Source organism: Streptococcus canis (assembly GCF_900636575.1).
GTDB classification, from domain to species: domain Bacteria; phylum Bacillota; class Bacilli; order Lactobacillales; family Streptococcaceae; genus Streptococcus; species Streptococcus canis.
The window spans coordinates 1,590,646-1,607,389 of the sequence record NZ_LR134293.1; the positions used below are offsets into that span (position 1 = coordinate 1,590,646).

Annotated in this window: 17 protein-coding genes; all 17 read right to left on the reverse strand. The window is 37.2% G+C overall.

Features of this window, described 5'->3' with window-relative positions; translation table 11 throughout:
* Positions 1 to 50: 50 nt before the first annotated feature.
* The 17 genes from topA to EL097_RS08155 all read right to left on the reverse strand — a co-directional run bounded on the left by topA (position 51) and on the right by EL097_RS08155 (position 16,736).
* On the reverse strand, positions 51 to 2,183 hold the full coding sequence (gene topA, locus EL097_RS08070) for a type I DNA topoisomerase (protein WP_003048468.1): 2,133 nt from the start codon (positions 2,181 to 2,183) through the stop codon (positions 51 to 53).
* 97 nt (positions 2,184 to 2,280) lie between these two features.
* Positions 2,281 to 3,126 (reverse strand): DNA-processing protein DprA, encoded by an 846-nt coding sequence (dprA, locus tag EL097_RS08075; RefSeq protein WP_003048466.1) that lies wholly within the window; start codon positions 3,124 to 3,126, stop codon positions 2,281 to 2,283.
* 64 nt (positions 3,127 to 3,190) lie between these two features.
* A complete protein-coding gene (locus tag EL097_RS08080; protein ID WP_003048464.1) occupies positions 3,191 to 3,982 on the reverse strand; it encodes a ribonuclease HII in 792 nt (263 codons plus the stop codon).
* The gene (ylqF, locus tag EL097_RS08085) at positions 3,972 to 4,820 is read right to left on the reverse strand and encodes a ribosome biogenesis GTPase YlqF (RefSeq protein ID WP_003048462.1); all 849 of its coding nucleotides are present in this window, start codon (positions 4,818 to 4,820) and stop codon (positions 3,972 to 3,974) included. Before ylqF ends, EL097_RS08080 begins: the two co-directional genes overlap by 11 nt.
* 93 nt (positions 4,821 to 4,913) lie before the next feature.
* Complete coding sequence (locus EL097_RS08090; RefSeq protein WP_129545017.1) at positions 4,914 to 6,422, reverse strand: tyrosine-type recombinase/integrase; 1,509 nt, start codon at positions 6,420 to 6,422, stop codon at positions 4,914 to 4,916.
* A gap of 87 nt (positions 6,423 to 6,509) precedes the next feature.
* Positions 6,510 to 6,743: a hypothetical protein gene (locus EL097_RS08095; protein ID WP_003048456.1), complete on the reverse strand. Its 234-nt coding sequence runs from the start codon at positions 6,741 to 6,743 to the stop codon at positions 6,510 to 6,512.
* Between the two features lie 265 nt (positions 6,744 to 7,008).
* On the reverse strand, positions 7,009 to 7,233 hold the full coding sequence (locus EL097_RS08100; RefSeq protein ID WP_003048455.1) for a helix-turn-helix domain-containing protein: 225 nt from the start codon (positions 7,231 to 7,233) through the stop codon (positions 7,009 to 7,011).
* Positions 7,234 to 7,382: 149 nt separating this feature from the next.
* The gene (locus tag EL097_RS08105; RefSeq protein WP_003048454.1) at positions 7,383 to 8,282 is read right to left on the reverse strand and encodes an aldose 1-epimerase family protein; all 900 of its coding nucleotides are present in this window, start codon (positions 8,280 to 8,282) and stop codon (positions 7,383 to 7,385) included.
* A 68-nt stretch (positions 8,283 to 8,350) separates the two neighbouring features.
* Complete coding sequence (lacG, locus tag EL097_RS08110) at positions 8,351 to 9,757, reverse strand: 6-phospho-beta-galactosidase (RefSeq protein WP_003048453.1); 1,407 nt, start codon at positions 9,755 to 9,757, stop codon at positions 8,351 to 8,353.
* A gap of 71 nt (positions 9,758 to 9,828) precedes the next feature.
* A complete protein-coding gene (locus tag EL097_RS08115; protein ID WP_003048452.1) occupies positions 9,829 to 11,508 on the reverse strand; it encodes a lactose-specific PTS transporter subunit EIIC in 1,680 nt (559 codons plus the stop codon).
* Positions 11,508 to 11,825, reverse strand: a complete 318-nt coding sequence (locus EL097_RS08120; RefSeq protein WP_003048451.1) for a PTS lactose/cellobiose transporter subunit IIA — start codon at positions 11,823 to 11,825, stop codon at positions 11,508 to 11,510. The genes EL097_RS08115 and EL097_RS08120 overlap by 1 nt, the downstream gene beginning before the upstream one ends.
* Before the next feature lie 31 nt (positions 11,826 to 11,856).
* On the reverse strand, positions 11,857 to 12,690 hold the full coding sequence (locus EL097_RS08125; protein WP_003048450.1) for a PRD domain-containing protein: 834 nt from the start codon (positions 12,688 to 12,690) through the stop codon (positions 11,857 to 11,859).
* 188 nt (positions 12,691 to 12,878) lie between these two features.
* Positions 12,879 to 13,856: a tagatose-bisphosphate aldolase gene (lacD, locus tag EL097_RS08130; RefSeq protein ID WP_003048449.1), complete on the reverse strand. Its 978-nt coding sequence runs from the start codon at positions 13,854 to 13,856 to the stop codon at positions 12,879 to 12,881.
* A 1-nt stretch (position 13,857) separates the two neighbouring features.
* Complete coding sequence (locus EL097_RS08135; RefSeq protein WP_003048448.1) at positions 13,858 to 14,790, reverse strand: tagatose-6-phosphate kinase; 933 nt, start codon at positions 14,788 to 14,790, stop codon at positions 13,858 to 13,860.
* A gap of 9 nt (positions 14,791 to 14,799) precedes the next feature.
* Positions 14,800 to 15,315: a galactose-6-phosphate isomerase subunit LacB gene (gene lacB, locus EL097_RS08140; RefSeq protein ID WP_003048447.1), complete on the reverse strand. Its 516-nt coding sequence runs from the start codon at positions 15,313 to 15,315 to the stop codon at positions 14,800 to 14,802.
* Between the two features lie 26 nt (positions 15,316 to 15,341).
* Positions 15,342 to 15,764, reverse strand: a complete 423-nt coding sequence (gene lacA / locus EL097_RS08145) for a galactose-6-phosphate isomerase subunit LacA (protein WP_003048446.1) — start codon at positions 15,762 to 15,764, stop codon at positions 15,342 to 15,344.
* 204 nt (positions 15,765 to 15,968) lie between these two features.
* Positions 15,969 to 16,736: a DeoR/GlpR family DNA-binding transcription regulator gene (locus EL097_RS08155; RefSeq protein WP_003048445.1), complete on the reverse strand. Its 768-nt coding sequence runs from the start codon at positions 16,734 to 16,736 to the stop codon at positions 15,969 to 15,971.
* Positions 16,737 to 16,744 lie beyond the last annotated feature (8 nt).

A 16,744-nucleotide genomic window follows, 5' to 3' on the forward strand; every position in this document is an offset into this window, starting at 1 on the left:
CACTTTTTAAAACATTGGAACACAAGAAATTGGTTTCAATACTTTTTTGTTTACTTGACTTTTTCTTCCTTGTAATCGCAAGCTTCATTGCTACAAACGACTTGTTTACCGCCACCCCGTACCTTCTTTTCAACGAGGTAGTCACCAGACTTAGGACAATCACGTCCAACTGGTAGATCCCAAGAAGTAAAGTCGCATTCTGGGTAACGATCACAACCATAGAAAATTCGATTGCGCTTGGTTTTACGTTCAATCACTTGTCCCTTATGACAAATTGGACAGGTGACTCCGATTTCCTTAGTGATGGCTTTTGTATTACGACACTCTGGGAAATGACTACATGCATAAAATTTACCAAAACGTCCTAGTTTAATCACCATTGGATGACCACAAACATCGCAGTCAAAGCCAGCAGGTTCATCCTTAATTTGAATCTTTTCAATTTCTGATTCGGCCTTACCTAATTCTTTGACAAAAGGCTTATAGAATTGATCGATGACATGTTGCCATTCTTCTTTGCCAATTTCAACTTGGTCTAGCTTACCTTCCATCTCGGCAGTAAAGGCAACATCAACAATATCTGGGAAAAATTCTACAATGAGTTTGTTAACAATTTCCCCAAGTTCTGTTGGCTCAAAGCGCTTAGCAGACAATCTAACATAGTATCTGCGTTGAATCACTTCTAAGGTTGGAGCGTAAGTTGATGGGCGGCCGACTCCATTTTCTTCTAAAGTTTTAATCAGAGTTGCCTCAGAATAACGAGCTGGTGGCTGCGTGAAGTGCTGTTCTGGAGAAGTTGATACTTTTTTTACCGCTTCTCCTTCTTCCATTTCAGGTAACATTTTGTTTTTATCTGAATCATTATAAACAGCCATATAACCATCAAACTTCATTTGGCTACCATTTGCAACAAAAAGCACCTTATTTTGTTCCAAATTCACCTTAACTGTATCAAAAACAGCTGCTGTCATTTGACTAGCCACAAAGCGATTCCAGATAAGCGTATAAAGTTTTAACTGATCCTTATTAAGGTATTTGGCAATAGAGTCTGGTGTATGGTTAACGCTGGATGGGCGGATCGCCTCGTGAGCATCTTGGGCTCCACTTGTATTTTTAACACGATTACCATGTTTTGAATAATTAGCTCCAAAATGATTGGTAATAAACTGAGCGGCATCATTTTGCGCAACAGGGCTGATACGGGTAGAATCTGTACGCATATAGGTAATCAAACCTTGTGTGCCATTGGAACCCAAATGAATCCCTTCATAAAGTTGTTGAGCCACCATCATGGTTTTTCGTGTTCTGAAATTAATCTTATTAGCAGCATCTTGTTGTAGAGAAGATGTGGTATATGGAAGGGGAGCGTTACGTCTACGCTCTTTCTTTTCGACCTTACTGACAAGAAAATCATCCCCTCCTAACTTAGAAAGAACTTCTTTAACGTCATCGTTATTAGAAAGTTTCATCTTCTTGCCATCGATGCCATAAAAACTTGCTTGAAATTTCTTGGTACCTTTTTTAAAGAGACCATCAATTGACCAATATTCTTCTGGAATAAAGGCTTTGATTTCATTTTCGCGGTCAATGATTAGTTTTAAAGCAACAGATTGGACACGGCCTGCTGAAAGTCCTTTTTTAACCTTTTTCCAAAGAATGGGGGAAATGGAGTAACCCACAATACGGTCTAAGACACGACGAGCTTGTTGAGAATCCACCAAATTCATATCAATCTGACGAGGCTCTACAAAAGCACTCTTCACAGCGTCTTTAGTAATTTCATTGAAAACTACTCTGTTATTATCTTCAGGATCAAGTCCAAGGATATGTGATAAATGCCAAGAAATAGCCTCTCCCTCACGGTCCGGGTCACTTGCCAAATAAACTTTTTTTGCAGCTTTAGCTTCTTTTTTCAAAGAATTGATAAGGGGGCCCTTTCCACGAATATTGATGTATTGAGGTTCATAGTTATTCTCAAAGTCAATAGACATAGAGGATTTTTTCAAGTCACGAATATGACCCACTGAAGCAACAACTTTGTAATTGCGACCAAGGTATTTTTCAATTGTTTTGGCCTTGGCAGGTGACTCGACAATAACGAGATTTTTTTTAGCTGTTGATTTCTTTTTAGTGGTGGGCTTTTTAGTCCCCGTTTTTGGCTTAGTTGTAGTTTTTGTTCCCAATTCGATACACTTCCTATAACAGTTTGCTTAAAGCTTATAGAATAATATCCCATTTTTGAGCAACTGTCAATAAAAAAATGCTATATAGGAAGAAACTTTAGCCTTTTTGGTATTCTGAAAGGATATCTATACCCGATGTGACACATGTTGCCCCCTCTTTAATGAGTTGAAGACAACCTTCGGCTTGCCCGTCCAAAATATTTCCTGGAATAGCAAAAATGTCTCGTCCTTCTTCTATACCAATTTGACAGGTAATTAGTGAACCTGAACGTCGCTTGGCTTCAACAACAAGAATACCTCGACTAAGACCTGCAATAATACGATTCCGTTCTGGAAAGTGATATGATAAAGCTTCTTCTCCTGGGCCATATTCTGTTAACACAAGATGATTTTTCCCTAAAAAAGTTTGCAGCTCTCTATTTTCTTTAGGATAAAAACGATCCAACCCTGTTCCAATAATAGCGATTGTTTGTCCTCCATTTTTGAGGCAAGCTAAATGAGCACTAGTATCAATCCCTCTGGCTAAACCACTAACAATCACAAAATGGTTTTTTAATTCTTTTATGATTTTCAAGACAGATTTTGTTCCAATATCACTTGCGCGACGCGAGCCAACAATAGCTAATTTAGGTTTTTCTAAAAGTTCTAAATTTCCCTGAAAAAATAAGAGGACTGGCGGATTATAAATTTCTTTTAGTGCCATGGGGTAATGCTTGTCTAAAATAGAGACGCTGGGAAACTGGTTAAATTCTTGCTTTAGTTTTTTAACATCTAACTGCTTGTAAGTTTCTATGAATAAGGCAGGATGTTGACAACAGGAAACAACAGCCATGTCTCGAAGGGATAACGATTTTTGGTATTTGCTTTGATAATCAAGAATACGGAGAATATTGTTATTTGTCAAGCCGGCTTTTTTCAATTTATAAAGTTCAAAATGATTCACTAAGCTACCTCCTACTTCTTTTATTCGTAAAAAAAGGAAAAAATTCTGCCAAAAACAGAACTTTTTAAGGATTATTTGAAAACGATGACATGGATTTAACAGGCTCAAAACTTTTACGATGGATAGGCGTTATACCGTAAGTTTTTAATCCCTCTAAATGTTCTTTGGTGCCGTAGCCAGCATTTTTAGCAAAGCCATAACCAGGAAAGGCTTGATCGTAGCGAGCCATCAGCTGATCTCTGGTTACCTTAGCCACAATTGATGCTGCTGCAATTGACAAGGAATTGGCATCGCCTTTGATAATAGACTGCTGCGAAATAGCAATATCTAGTGTCATGGCATCAATTAAGAGGTAGTCTGGCCGTGTGAGTTGTCCCTCCAACTGATTAATGGCTTCTAGCATGGCCAGTTTGGTTGCTTCATAAATATTGACCTCATCAATCAGCTGATTGTCAATAATACCGATGCCGATGGCCAATGCCTTTTCTTTCACTGCCTGATAAATGGTCTCATGTTTAGCTTTAGGGATTTTTTTAGAATCATTAAGGCCTTTAATTTTGCAATGTTGAGGTAAGATAACACAAGCTGCCACAACGGGACCTGCTAGAGGGCCACGCCCTACCTCATCAATACCTGCAATGGCTTGGTAACCTTTTTTATAAAGAACTTTTTCATAAGAAAGCATGGCTTCTAATCGTTCTTCTTCTGCTAAATCGGCCTGAATGGCCTTTTGTCGACTTTTAAGAGCTTTTTGGACGCCTAGCCTAGCGTCAGTTGCCAATTCTTGAAAGAGGGGATCTGAGAGGCTAGTCACGGTTTCTAGGCTCTCCTTGATGGCTTTGATACTAGTCGACATTTATATCCCCTACCTGATCCAGAGTGTATTGACCTAATTTGCCATCACGTACTTCCTTGACAAATAAAGTGTAGAAACGGTCATAATCATCTTTAAAGCCAAGCTGACGTGTTAAGGACATAATAATTTCAGGAGCTTCTTCCTCGAGCGGAATATTCTTAAAACGTTTGGTTAAACGATTAGGGTAGTATTCCTTAAAGTAATTCAAACCAAAAATAGTAACCTCATCCATAGGTAATACCTGATCTTTGATAGCACCTGTCAAGGCTAGTTTTAAACCAACCAATTCATCCTCAAATTTTGGCCATAAAATACCAGGGGTATCTAAAATTTCCAGTTCCTTATTGGACTTCAACCATTGTTGCCCTTTGGTCACACCAGGTTTATTGCCAACCACAGCAATTTTCTTACCAGCCAAGCGATTCATCAAGGTAGATTTACCAGCATTTGGAATGCCAATAATCATGGTTCGTAAGGTTTCTTTTTGAATACCACGATCACGTAGACGCTGAATTTTATCAGCCATGAGTTCTTTGGCTGCCTCTGTTACTTTTTTAACCGTTGGTTGTTCTTTAGAATTGATAGCCAATGTTTTAATGCCTTGACTTTCATAGTAGGCTTTCCATTCTTTAGTACGAGCAGCATCTGCCAAGTCAGCTTTATTTAAAATCATTAGTTTTGGCTTGTCGCCAACAATTTTGGTAAGCATGGGATTTTGACTAGAAAGTGGCAAGCGTGCGTCCACTAAAATGGTTACAAAGTCCACATGCTTTAAATTTTCCTGAACCTGTCTTCTGGCCTTGGACATGTGCCCAGGAAACCATTGAATAATTGCCATGAGTGTATAATTCCTTTCGTATCAAGGGTTTAACGGTGGTAAACTTGTCTAAATTCTATCAGGTCACCAAGAAGTCACCAAATTTAGCTGATTTCACCAAACCATTTCATACCCAATAATTTTTTGCTTTCCTTCTCGAATACATTTAATATCAAAATTTGAATGATATTTCTTAATATCTTTTAATAATTTTGGTAGGATATTTACATTAATATGCCTTGGAAGATAGCTTTCTTTAATTCCAATAATATCTCGAAATTCATCTAAATTTAAATTTGATTTTCTGCTTTCATAGTGATTTTCAATCCAATCGTTTAACGGTTGAGAATATTTACAGGACCAAGACTTTAAAGCAGTGAACGAAATTTGATTTTTATCAATAAAATTATTTAATGCATTCACTGCTTTTTCTTGAGAGCTAGTTTGTCTATGAGTATAGCCGATTGTTGTTTCATAATTAGCATGACCCACACGATCCATAATATCTCGCATAGCCAAATCAGTACCTTCACTTTGCAGATAAGTAATATGCATATGTCTAAATGAGTGTGGTGTTACATGCTTTGTCCATTTAAATCCATATTTCTCTTCGCAAGTTTCAACTAGCTCCTGTTCAACTCTAGCTAGCACCTCACGAAAAGAGTGTGAAGTAATGGGGGAACCATATTCTGTCCGAAAAATACTTTCTGTATGTGAAAAGGATTTAGCAGGGTTTTCTAAAGCATACTTATCAAATTCATCACTTCTTTTAATTGCTCGTAAAATTGCTTCACAAGCTACTTTAGGTAATGCAACTTCTCTGTCTGCATTTATAGTCTTAGTTGTGTCAAAATAAAAGTCCGCAACCTTCAAATCATGATACTGAAGTGATTTATCTATCGTTAATACTCCAGTATCTGGATTGAAATCTTCTCTTGTAAAAGCAGCTTCTCCAATTCTTAAACCTGAACAAAGCAAAACAATAGCCAAATCATAGTAATTCGGATTTCGTCTGCGACTAAGTGCATCAAAAAATACACTTAACTCATGAACTTCCAAAAATTTGGCCTCGTGTTTTTTCTTGGCCATACGTTTCTTATCTAAAGAAACATCTACCTTAACAACTGACATTGGAGAGTATGGAATAATATTATACATTATGCCATGATTAAATATCTTATTACAAGTGCTTTTTATATGCACTAATGTAGATTGAGAAGAATCATACCTTTCGGCATAAGTAGATAAACACCTTTTCATAAGTAATGGTGTAATGCTTTCAAGCAAGAAGTCATCACCAATAATATCTCCTAATCTCTTTAATACAAAAGCTTCTCTTTTGACAGTTTGCGGTTTCACTGAAACAGACCAAGTTTCTAACCAATTTTGCTTCAACTGACCAAATGTCTTGATTTTTTGAGGATTAAATTGATATTCTAGCCTATTGACTAGCTTATCAATTTTATCAATCAATCTTCTTTCAGCATCTTTACGAGACCTTGAAGTGTCGTTTGAATAAGTTACTGTAGCATTTCTCCATTTTCCTGTAAGCGGATCCTTGTATTTTTCAACTACTTCAAAACGAGTTTCTCCTTTAGCATTTTTTCGTGTTCTATAATACATAATATCGCCCTCTTTAGTATATCTAAAAGAAAATCGAAACTATATTTAATAGAAAAATTGACAATGTCTATTATACCACGATTTTCTTTATTTTACCGCCCTTTGTTTCCATCTTAAAAACTCTTCAAATCCTTCTAAATTTATAAATACTAATTTATGGGTTGGATTGATTACATAATCTTTAAATCGTTTATTTTCTCTCATTTCACTTAACCATCTATTTAAAGTATATTGATTCAACCCTTCCCATCTTCTTAGTAGTGCTTTTTTATCTGCCCATTCAGCAATACTATTTTCAACAGATACAAATTTTATTTTCATATTTACTTCTCACTTAAATATTTTATCCATTGTGGGTATGACTGGTTAGATCATTCATGGGAATTTCACCCGCTGTCCTTTTCGTTGGCAGCCTGAACGGTCAGAAGTATCATTATCATTATTTGTGTCTTGGCAGATAGGTTACCATCCTATTTTTGAATCAATGTTTACTCGCTCATTTCTTGGCGCATTCATTCTATTGCTCAACAAATAAATAAAGTCCCACCTAGAATTATTCAATTGTCAATGAACAAATCAGGAGGGACTATTTTATATTATTCTTTATTCGGTGGGGAAAGTCGGTGAGCCCCAACAAATAATCTGTACTGACGTTGTAAAGATTTGAGAGTTTAATAATAACTTCTGCCGACAAAATTCGGTCTCCTCTCTCAATCTTTGCGTAAGCGGAGTGAGTAAACGAAAGTTTTTCAGCTACGTATTTTTGAGTGAAGTCATTATCTTCCCTCAAATCCCTTAAACGTCGATACATCAATCTTTCTCCTAAGGAAAAGTATAGAGGATAACTAGGAGAAATTTGATATATTGTCCTAATTGGACAATAGAAATAAAACTCCCAAACCGTTTATTTCTTTACAAATTAGACGGATTGAGAGTAACTTAACTATATGAATTTTAAGTTTAATCTATATCGATAATAATATCAAAATGTTTTTTATCAACTTCTTTTGGCGCAACGTAACTAATATTTCGTTTGGCATTGAATATGTCAGATTCTTCTAGTGATGTAGAGAGGCCACTCCAAGGTTCTAAAGCAATAAAGGGACTCTGATTTGTAGTTGACCAAATCACTAAATATGGAAAATCATCAAATGCAATCGAAAGTTTTTTCTGATGATTTTTGGATTTCAAGGTTACCTTTCGTGATGCTAATTGATCCAAAGTTATAGCATCATGCTCAAACAGTTGATAGGACAAGTCCAAGATTTTTTGATTTTCCAAGAATGGCCGACGATCTCGCAGATCAAGTAAGCCAGTTTCTGGAAAACTTCTAGGTACTGTACAAGATTCTACTTTTTCAAATTCTAAATAGTAGTCTTCATAACTCTCACCATCTAACAAGGGACAATTAAAACCTGGGTGACCCCCAATAAAGTAAGGTAGCTTTCTATGTCCTTCAAGATTTTTCACCTGATATTCAGTTCGAATTGTATTGCCAAATAGTGAGTAGTTAATGGTAAGTTCAAATTCAAATGGGTAATTTTTTACCGTTTCTTCATTTGATGAAATAGAAAATTCCAAAGAATTTTCAGTTGTCCTTACATTTTTGAACATCATTTTTCGCACAAGTCCATGCCTTGGAATTGTGCCTGTAAATGTCGGTCTTTCTGCAGGTTCGTAGATAGCCCAATCATTTCGTAAACTTCCACAAATCGGAAATAGAACTGGTGCTTGCCCGCTCCAATAGGTCGGATCTCCTTGCCAAAGATACTCGACACCATCATTGTCTTTTATTGAAATAATCTGTCCACCTATTTCAGAAAATTGTACTGTTAAATTCTCATTTTTTAATTCGAGCATAAAAACTGCCTCCCTTCCCTTATATGAAAACAAGGATGCTAACTTGAGCTAGGCATCCTTGTATTTTTTTATTCAATAACTTGTGTTTCCGCTACTTTTTTATACCAATAAGCACTTTTCTTTGGATAGCGTTCTTGGGTCTCAAAGTCAACATAGAACAATCCATATCGTTTCTCGTAACCATTTGACCAAGAAAATACATCCATCAAAGACCAGATGAAATAACCTTTAACATTGGCACCATCTGAGATTGCGTCTGAAATGACTTCTAAATGCTTTTTCACATAATCAATTCGACCATCATCATAGACTGTACCATCTACAAATTCATCTTTATAGCCTAGACCATTTTCAGTGATGTAGATTTTCTTATAGTTTGGATAGTCATTTTTCACACGCATGATTTGGTCATAAAGACCTTGAGGATAGATAATCCAATCCCAATCCGTTTTTGGAATATCTACTGGAGACTCTCTACGACCAACTCCTTTAATTTGATACTTAGAACTTCCCTTTTCACCTTTACCATTATGGATAATTTCAGTTTCTCCATAATGAGCTCTCATCCAATCACTCATATAGTAATTGATTCCTAAGAAGTCGTTCAAATCTTTTGCAGCATCTAAGGCAGCGAAGTCTTCATCACGAAGGTCTAATTCCCCACCATTTACTTTCAAAATATGGCGAACACCTTCAAGAGTTTTTTCAGAATAGTAACCCAAGTATGTTGCATCTAGGATAAATTTATTGTGAATAATATCTTCAAGTTCCGCTGCACGGACATCGTCAGGATTGGTTGGATCATAAGGATATTTCGTTGGCAATGCATGTACGACTCCAATTTCTCCGCTATAACCAGCATCCTTGTAGAGCTTAACCGCCTTAGCATGTGAAACCATCATATTATGATGAGATTGGAAAACTTTAGAAAGATCATACTGAATACCTGGTGGAAACTTCCCAACAAGATACTGACCGTCACCAATTGGACCAATTTCATTGAAGGTTGTCCAATAATTGACTTCAGGAAATTCTTTGAAGCAAAATGCTGCGTAATTGACAAAGTGTTCAATATTTTCTCGATTTAGAAAGTCACCATTAGAATGTAGCGTTTCTGGAGTATCAAAATGATGAAGCGTTACAAATGGTTCTACGTGACGTTTATGGCATTCCGCAAATAATTTATGGTAAAACTCTACTCCCTTTGAATTCACTTCTCCAAAGCCTGTTGGGAAAATACGAGACCAAGCAATTGAAATACGAATGCCATTCACCCCAAATTGTTCACTTAGTTCTAAATCAACCGGATAACGATTATAAAAATCAGAAGCTGGTTCCGCAGTGTACCAGTAATTATCTTCCAGATACTTATCCCATGCAACACGACCTTTTCCATCTGTCTTTGTGGCACCCTCTGCTTGATATGCAGCAGTTGCACCACCAAATATAAAATCTTTTGGTAATGTTTTAACCATATGCCTACCTTCTTCTATCAAAAATAAATAAAGGGGTAGGAGTTGGAGATTATAACTCCCTCCCCTTTTGATTAAAACTGTTGTTTAACAAAGTCAAGTGCGCCTTGACCATCACGTGTGAGTTTAATGTATTGAGCCCCTTCAGTTTTGGCAAGTTTAATGCCCAATGCATCAGTTTCTTGTTTAATATCATCGTAGTTCGATGCTACTTGAGGTGCAAGGATGACCAATTGATACTCTGGCAAAATCTCACGGTGAGCACCATAGCTTCCTGCTGTCGCTGTGACTGGCACACCGTATTCTTTTGCGGCTTTTGTTAAGGCATTGGCAAGCAATCCACTTGTACCACCTCCTGCACAAAGTACCAGAACGTTGGTTTGTTCAGAAATTTTGGTATCAACTGCAGCTTTTTCAAGAATAGCATCCGCTTTGGCAGTATTAAAGTTAGATGCTACTTTCTCTTTCAAGCTATTTTCAACTTTCCCTGATTGTTCCTCAGCAAGAATTTGCTCATCATAAACTTTCAAAAATGGATAGTAGATAAGTACATCGACAAATACCAACAAGATAGCTAGTGCAAAGGCAAGTGGAGCAAAGTTTGTTCCCATGACAATCCCCAATGGACCTGGAGTTGTCCATGGTAAGTTGACACTGAAACTGTTCATTTTTAGCGTATCAACAAAGAATTTGAAAATCCATACGTTAGCAATTGGAGCTAAAATAAATGGAACAAAGAATACTGGGTTGAGCACGAGTGGTGCACCAAACAAGATTGGTTCGTTTACACCAAAGAATGTTGGAACAACTGAAGCACGTCCAATTGCTTTATTTCGTTTGGACTTAGTCAACCACATAAACATGAATGGCACAACCAAGGTAGCACCTGTACCACCCATTGTCACGATAAACATTTGAGTACCTGAAGTCAAGATTTTATCCGCGTGTTGACCCGCCTGTAAAAGCTGGAAGTTGGTTTCAATATTAGCATAAGTAATGGCTGCAATTGCTGGCTCGACAATTGATGGACCATGGATCCCTACAAACCAGAACAAAGCATAGGCACCAAAGATAATTGTAATTCCCACATAACCGTCTGCTGCTGTAAATAGTGGCTCAAAAAGTTTCAGAATCGCCTCAGCAACGTTTGTTCCAACTAGTTGACGTGTCGCAAAATCAATTCCATACAAAACAAAGATAGACAATGCATATGGAATCACATCCTTAAATGCCTGGGATACGTTCGGTGGAACTTCGTCTGGCATACGAATGGTGACATTGTTTTTCACACAGACCTTATAGATATTAACCGTAATGAAAGCTGCTAGAAAGGCTGTCAAAAGCCCCTTAGTTCCCATGTAACCATTGGCAAACCCACCTTCAATACCATCAGAAGCCAGTAATAAGAACCCTGAGATTGAGGCAATCATTGTTGAAATGAAGTTGATTTGATTGGTTTTTGGCAATTGACGGTTAAAAGCATCTGTCAAAGATTTTGCAGTCGTTCCTGCAACTAGGACTGCTACAATCCCCATTGTGTAGCCGTAAGGTTTCATGATAGCCGCAACTGCTTCGTCAGACCAAGTAAATCCAAAGATATTTGGCACGAAAGCTACCAATAAGAAGATACTTGAGAACAGGATGACTGGCATGGCTGCGATAAAACCATCACGGATAGCCCTTAAATAAGGGTTTCTCGAAATCTTTTCAAAGAAAGGCTTCCCTTTCTCAATGAATTCAATTAATTTATTCATTACTTATCACCTCGTTTATACAATTCAATCATATGACTCATCATATCTTTCAATAACAATGTGGTCATGAGATGGTCTTGACCATGCATGAGCGTCACACTAAAGGCTAAATCCTCACCAGCCGCTTCTTTTTGCAACAAGCTAGTCTGAGCATGATGGGCTTCAACAATACAAGCATTGGCAGCTTCAACTAGTTCTTCTGCTTTTGCATAGTCGCCTTTTTGAGCAGCAGCCAGTGCCTCCATCAAACGAGAACGAGCATCACCAGCGAATGCAACAATCTCAAAACCTAATAACGTAATTTCTTCTCTGTTCATAATATGAACCTCCTTTTAAAATTGAATTGATTTACAATAACCGTTGAATATGTAGTACAATATAGAACCTTTCACTGTCATTTACAGGTTCATCAACCAATGTTGTGATCATCTCAAAAATCTGACTTCCAATCTGGTAAGCTCTTGGATTCTGGAGCTTGATATACTGTTCCAAACTAGCAATTGATTCATTTGACTGATGGGATCGATCTAAGTAATTCAGAAAATAGGACAGATGGATCATAAAGCGATCATAAAAATTGCTATTTTCTTTTGAGCGTTTAATCCCATTCTCCGTTAGAATTTGTTCAACATCCGTTATAATTTTTTTGCTGATGTCCTGTTCTTCACTTGTGGGATGAATGGTTTCACCCTTTGCATTAATTAAGTGAAGTGCAATTCTACCAATCTCATCATTCGGAAGCTCTTTTAGCAACTTTTCACGAAACATAGCTAAGGCTTCACGCGCCATTTTATATTCCAATGGATATTCGGCTAAAATATTGGGTAACTTACTTTCTTGATAAGTATTCTTTAAAACCGCCTGATATGCACAATAGATATGATCTGTCAGTGTCACATAGAGATATTCTTGTACAGGGTAATGATACGTTGCTACGAGATGATTGATAACCGTGTAGGTTGCTGAAATAAAATCTAAGGGAATATCTTTTAATAAGGTTAGAAAGTTTTCCTTGGCCTCATCATTTTTTAGCGAAAAGATATTTTCTATCTTATCCTGAACAATTAGATCTCCCTTTTTCTTTTGAAAGGTTATACCTAATCCCATCACGACTGCCTGTTCCCCATGTTCATTTTTCACCAGAGCAGCGTTATTATTTAGCGACTGTATAATCCTAAACATAAATCCCTCCTATACTTTTAAGCAAAAAAAGACTACAAACAAACCGAGAATACTCTACTCTCAAATCCATTTGTAGTCTTGCCTAATCGAATTAGTTACAATCCACTCTATTCTTGCTGATGAGATTATTATAGCATATTCTCAGAAAATGTAAACCCTTTCTTTTAAGAAAATGGTTATTTTTTATATTATTTTTCTAGCCAAGAAGTAGCAGTTTGAGACAAGATCGCATCAAGTCCTTCAATATTTTCACGACCAACAGTTCGTAACCATTCACGTGCTGCTTCTTCTCCTTGTTCAATATAGACTGGCACAACACCTGCCCATGTTGCACGACCACAGAGAACACCGTTGAATTTTGCACCTGATTCATGTGCAAACACTAGTGTATCTTGGAAGAGTTTTGCAGAAACACCTGCACTTAGATAAATGTATGGTAAATGAGTTGATGCTTCTTGTTGACGGAAATATTCGGCTGCTTCGTCTTTTGTATAAACGACTTCCCCTGTTCCAAAGCCTTCTACAAAATTCATGTTCACAGGTACTTCTACCTTGAGAACATCTACTCCAAAGCGTTCGTTAGAAAATACTTTCATGGCTTCATTTACTTTTCTAGGTTTAACTTTAGCAAACTCAACGCTAGCATTGTCATCAATCGTCTCATCGTAGCTCAAAATTTCCAAGAAGAATGGCAAATCTTCTGCCTGACATTCTGAACCTAAGCGTTCGATATAAGCATGTTTTTGAAGATTAACGTATGGATCACCATCAACGTCATAGTAAAGTAGAAACTTAATGGCATCAGCCCCCTCTTCTTTTAATCGTTTTACAGACCACTCTACTAGGCAATCTGGCAAACGACTGGTAGAGCTGGTGTCATAGCCAGTTTTTTCATAAGCCAAAAGTAAGCCACATTGTTCATCGCGGGCGCGTGAAGCTGGCAAACCAAACTCTGGATCTAAAAGAATAGAAGAAGAAAACTGTGTTAGTTCTTCAGAAACTAGAGTTTTTAGCTCTTCCATCTGCTCCACAGTAGGTTCTTCTGCCTGATGTTTTGCCATCATTTTTTTCAAGGCTCCACGTTGGTCGAAGGCAAGAGCTGAAATAACTCCTGCTTCATTGCTTACTTTTTCCATATACTTTCTTTTTTCTGCTGTTAATACCATCTTAAACCTCCTCGACTTCGATTTGAGAATACAATACTTCTGAATGTACTAAATTAACATAACCTGTCTGTTCCTCCTGGGCATTTAGCATGCCCAAAACATTAGCATTTTTTAATAATTCTGCTTCAGGTAAAGCATGTACCAAACCTGCTGCAATACCTGCAACGGTTGAATCACCCGAACCTACTGGATTGACGACATTTATTTTTGGAATTTTAACACGATAGAACTTGTCATTGTGCTTGGCAAAAGCCCCCTTTGCCCCCAATGATACGACTATCCAATCAATTCCTTGGAATAATTGATCAGACAGAACTTCTTTCAATTCTTGAATATCATCCGTGACATCTTTTCCAATTAACTGTGATAACTCTTCTGTATTCGGCTTGATAACAGTTGGCTTCTGCTGGCTTTCTAAAACATTTTTCAGCGCCTCACCAGAACAATCCAGAACAACAGCAACACCACATTTTTTACAAAGTTCAATGACCTTAACATAATAGTTACTAGCAAGTCCCTTAGGCAAACTTCCTGAAATAACAACAACATCTATATTGTTCAGGATAATTTCTAGATGTTCGGTAAAATTCAAGGCTTCATGTTCTTGAATAGTTGGTCCTTGTTCTAAAATCTCCGTCTGTTTGCCATCATGAAGAACCGCAATGCAATTACGTGTTTCGTTCCCAATTTCCACAAAGGAATTTTTAATATCATTTCGAGTGAGTTGTTTCTTTACATAACTTCCAAGTTCACCACCAATGAAACCAGTAGCCACAACATCTTCACCGATTTGTTTCAAAACCCGTGTCACATTGAGCCCCTTGCCACCAGCTGTTTTTTGAACTTTTTCTACTCGATTGACCGTATCCAATTGAAAGGTATCAAATTGATAGGCAATATCAACCGACGGATTTAAAGTAATCGTCAAAATCATGTGAGCCTCCTAGTCGTGGTATTCTCCACGATCCCACTTTTCAAGAAATTCCGTAAAGAACTCTGGATTAGCCTGCTCTTGATTGAACGTTTCAACTGCAGCAATCTTTTCGATCAAACGTTTGTTTTCTTCAGTTGGTTTGTATTCTGCTTTAATGAAGGCTTCAATGATGTCGCACATGAGCAACTCACCCGTAATTTTGCCGCCAAAACCAATGACGTTGGCATTTAACTCTTCCTTAGCGTAAAGTGCTGAGGTCATATCACGAACCAAGGCTGATCGAACACCAGGAACCTTGTTTACAGCATTGTTGATTCCAACACCTGTTCCACAAATACAAATTCCCAAATCTGCTTGTCCGCTTGCAACAGCTTCACCAACTTTTTTACCAAAGATTGGGTAATGAGTACGAACATTATCATAAGTCCCAAAGTCCAATACTTCATATCCTTGATTTTTCAAATAATCTACCACAGCGATTTTTTCATAGGTTACAATGTGGTCACAACCGATTGCAATTTTCATCTCTTATTCTCCTTTGTTTACAACAATTAACACATTTTATTTAGCATATCAACACGAATTTGGTGACGGCCGCCATCATACTCACCTTCAACAAATCCTTTAACGATATTTTTAGCAATTCCTTCTCCTACAATCTCACTACCGAATGTAATAATACGCGAATTGTTGTGTCCTCTTGTCATATAGGCAGAACGTTCGTCTGAAACCTCTGCAGCGATCATGCCTTTGACTTTAGTTGCGGTCATAAATGGACCAACACCATAAGCATCAATCACAATACCAAGATTTCCTTCCTCTTGATTGACTGCTGCAACTACCGCCAAAGTTGTATCAACAAAATCACTTCCATCACTGACATCTTTAAAGTCATATGATTTCTCTAGCAAATAATCTTTAATAACGTCTTTTAGTTTTGAGCCCGCTGGATCAGCACCGATAATGATTGTCATAACCTATCTCCTAACAAAAATAGTAAGTTGTAGCCATATGTGGCAGAAAATCTTTGTTTTGCAAAACTTAGAAAAAGCGCTTTCGCTTTTTATGTTTAAATTATACAACCAAATAAACATAAATTCAACATACTTTGTTTTATTTTTGTTTATTTTTTTCGTATGAAAACAAAAAACCAACATTTTGCTGTTGGTTTTGATACTTTATGATTTTGTTGAAATAATTTCAATATGGTTACTTAATAATTGGTAATTTTCATCCTTTGCATTCATATCTGTCACTAGAGCAGTTACATCATTTAAATCACAAAAGGAAGTAAAATCATCTATTCCAATTTTCGAGGCATCTAGCAGTAGATATTTTTCTAAAGAATGTTTAATGGCAATATTTTGCGTATAGGCTTCGGCTAGGGTAGAGGTCATGACATCAGTTCCCTTAAGTCCGTTACCTGAAAAGAAAATCTTGCTAAATCGCATTTTTTCTAAACTTGTATTGGTAATTTCTCCTACAAAAGATTCTGTCACTTGGCGATATTCTCCCCCCAGGAGAAAGACTTGAAAATCCTCTGTCTTCTTTTGTGATAAGATGGTAAAAACAGGCATACAATTTGTGACGACAGTGAGGCGAGGATTTTTAATGGCTTCAGCTAGAAAGGCCACTGTTGTTCCTGGACCTAAAAATACCGTGTCTCCATCTTCTATCAGTCGTGCTGCCTTTTCTGCTATCTCTTGCTTGGCTTCCTTATTTTGAATGTGTTTCTCAGAATGAGAATATTCACGATATTGAAAAGCCTTATTACTTCTAGCCCCGCCGTGTATTTTAGTTAAGACCCCTTGCTCTTCCAACTCTATAAAATCACGTCGAACAGTCATATCAGTAACATTTAGCAATTCCACAATCTCAGAGATTCTAACTGTACCTTTTTTGTTTACCAACCGTGTAATTTCTTCTAGTCGTTCTCGTTTATTCATGTTTAATC

Bases quoted from the DNA above. Each gene is read 5' to 3' on its own strand.
- lacA (WP_003048446.1), bottom strand. From the start codon at position 15,764: ATGACAATCATTATCGGTGCTGATCCAGCGGGCTCAAAACTAAAAGAC.
- EL097_RS08095 (WP_003048456.1), bottom strand. From the start codon at position 6,743: ATGAAAATAAAATTTGTATCTGTTGAAAATAGTATTGCTGAATGGGCA.
- EL097_RS08115 (WP_003048452.1), bottom strand. From the start codon at position 11,508: ATGAATAAATTAATTGAATTCATTGAGAAAGGGAAGCCTTTCTTTGAA.
- ylqF (WP_003048462.1), bottom strand. From the start codon at position 4,820: ATGGCAATTATTCAATGGTTTCCTGGGCACATGTCCAAGGCCAGAAGA.
- lacD (WP_003048449.1), bottom strand. From the start codon at position 13,856: ATGGTATTAACAGCAGAAAAAAGAAAGTATATGGAAAAAGTAAGCAAT.
- EL097_RS08155 (WP_003048445.1), bottom strand. From the start codon at position 16,736: ATGAATAAACGAGAACGACTAGAAGAAATTACACGGTTGGTAAACAAA.
- EL097_RS08100 (WP_003048455.1), bottom strand. From the start codon at position 7,233: ATGTATCGACGTTTAAGGGATTTGAGGGAAGATAATGACTTCACTCAA.
- EL097_RS08090 (WP_129545017.1), bottom strand. From the start codon at position 6,422: ATGTATTATAGAACACGAAAAAATGCTAAAGGAGAAACTCGTTTTGAA.
- EL097_RS08080 (WP_003048464.1), bottom strand. From the start codon at position 3,982: ATGTCGACTAGTATCAAAGCCATCAAGGAGAGCCTAGAAACCGTGACT.
- EL097_RS08125 (WP_003048450.1), bottom strand. From the start codon at position 12,690: ATGTTTAGGATTATACAGTCGCTAAATAATAACGCTGCTCTGGTGAAA.
- lacG (WP_003048453.1), bottom strand. From the start codon at position 9,757: ATGGTTAAAACATTACCAAAAGATTTTATATTTGGTGGTGCAACTGCT.
- lacB (WP_003048447.1), bottom strand. From the start codon at position 15,315: ATGAAAATTGCAATCGGTTGTGACCACATTGTAACCTATGAAAAAATC.
- EL097_RS08105 (WP_003048454.1), bottom strand. From the start codon at position 8,282: ATGCTCGAATTAAAAAATGAGAATTTAACAGTACAATTTTCTGAAATA.
- EL097_RS08120 (WP_003048451.1), bottom strand. From the start codon at position 11,825: ATGAACAGAGAAGAAATTACGTTATTAGGTTTTGAGATTGTTGCATTC.
- EL097_RS08135 (WP_003048448.1), bottom strand. From the start codon at position 14,790: ATGATTTTGACGATTACTTTAAATCCGTCGGTTGATATTGCCTATCAA.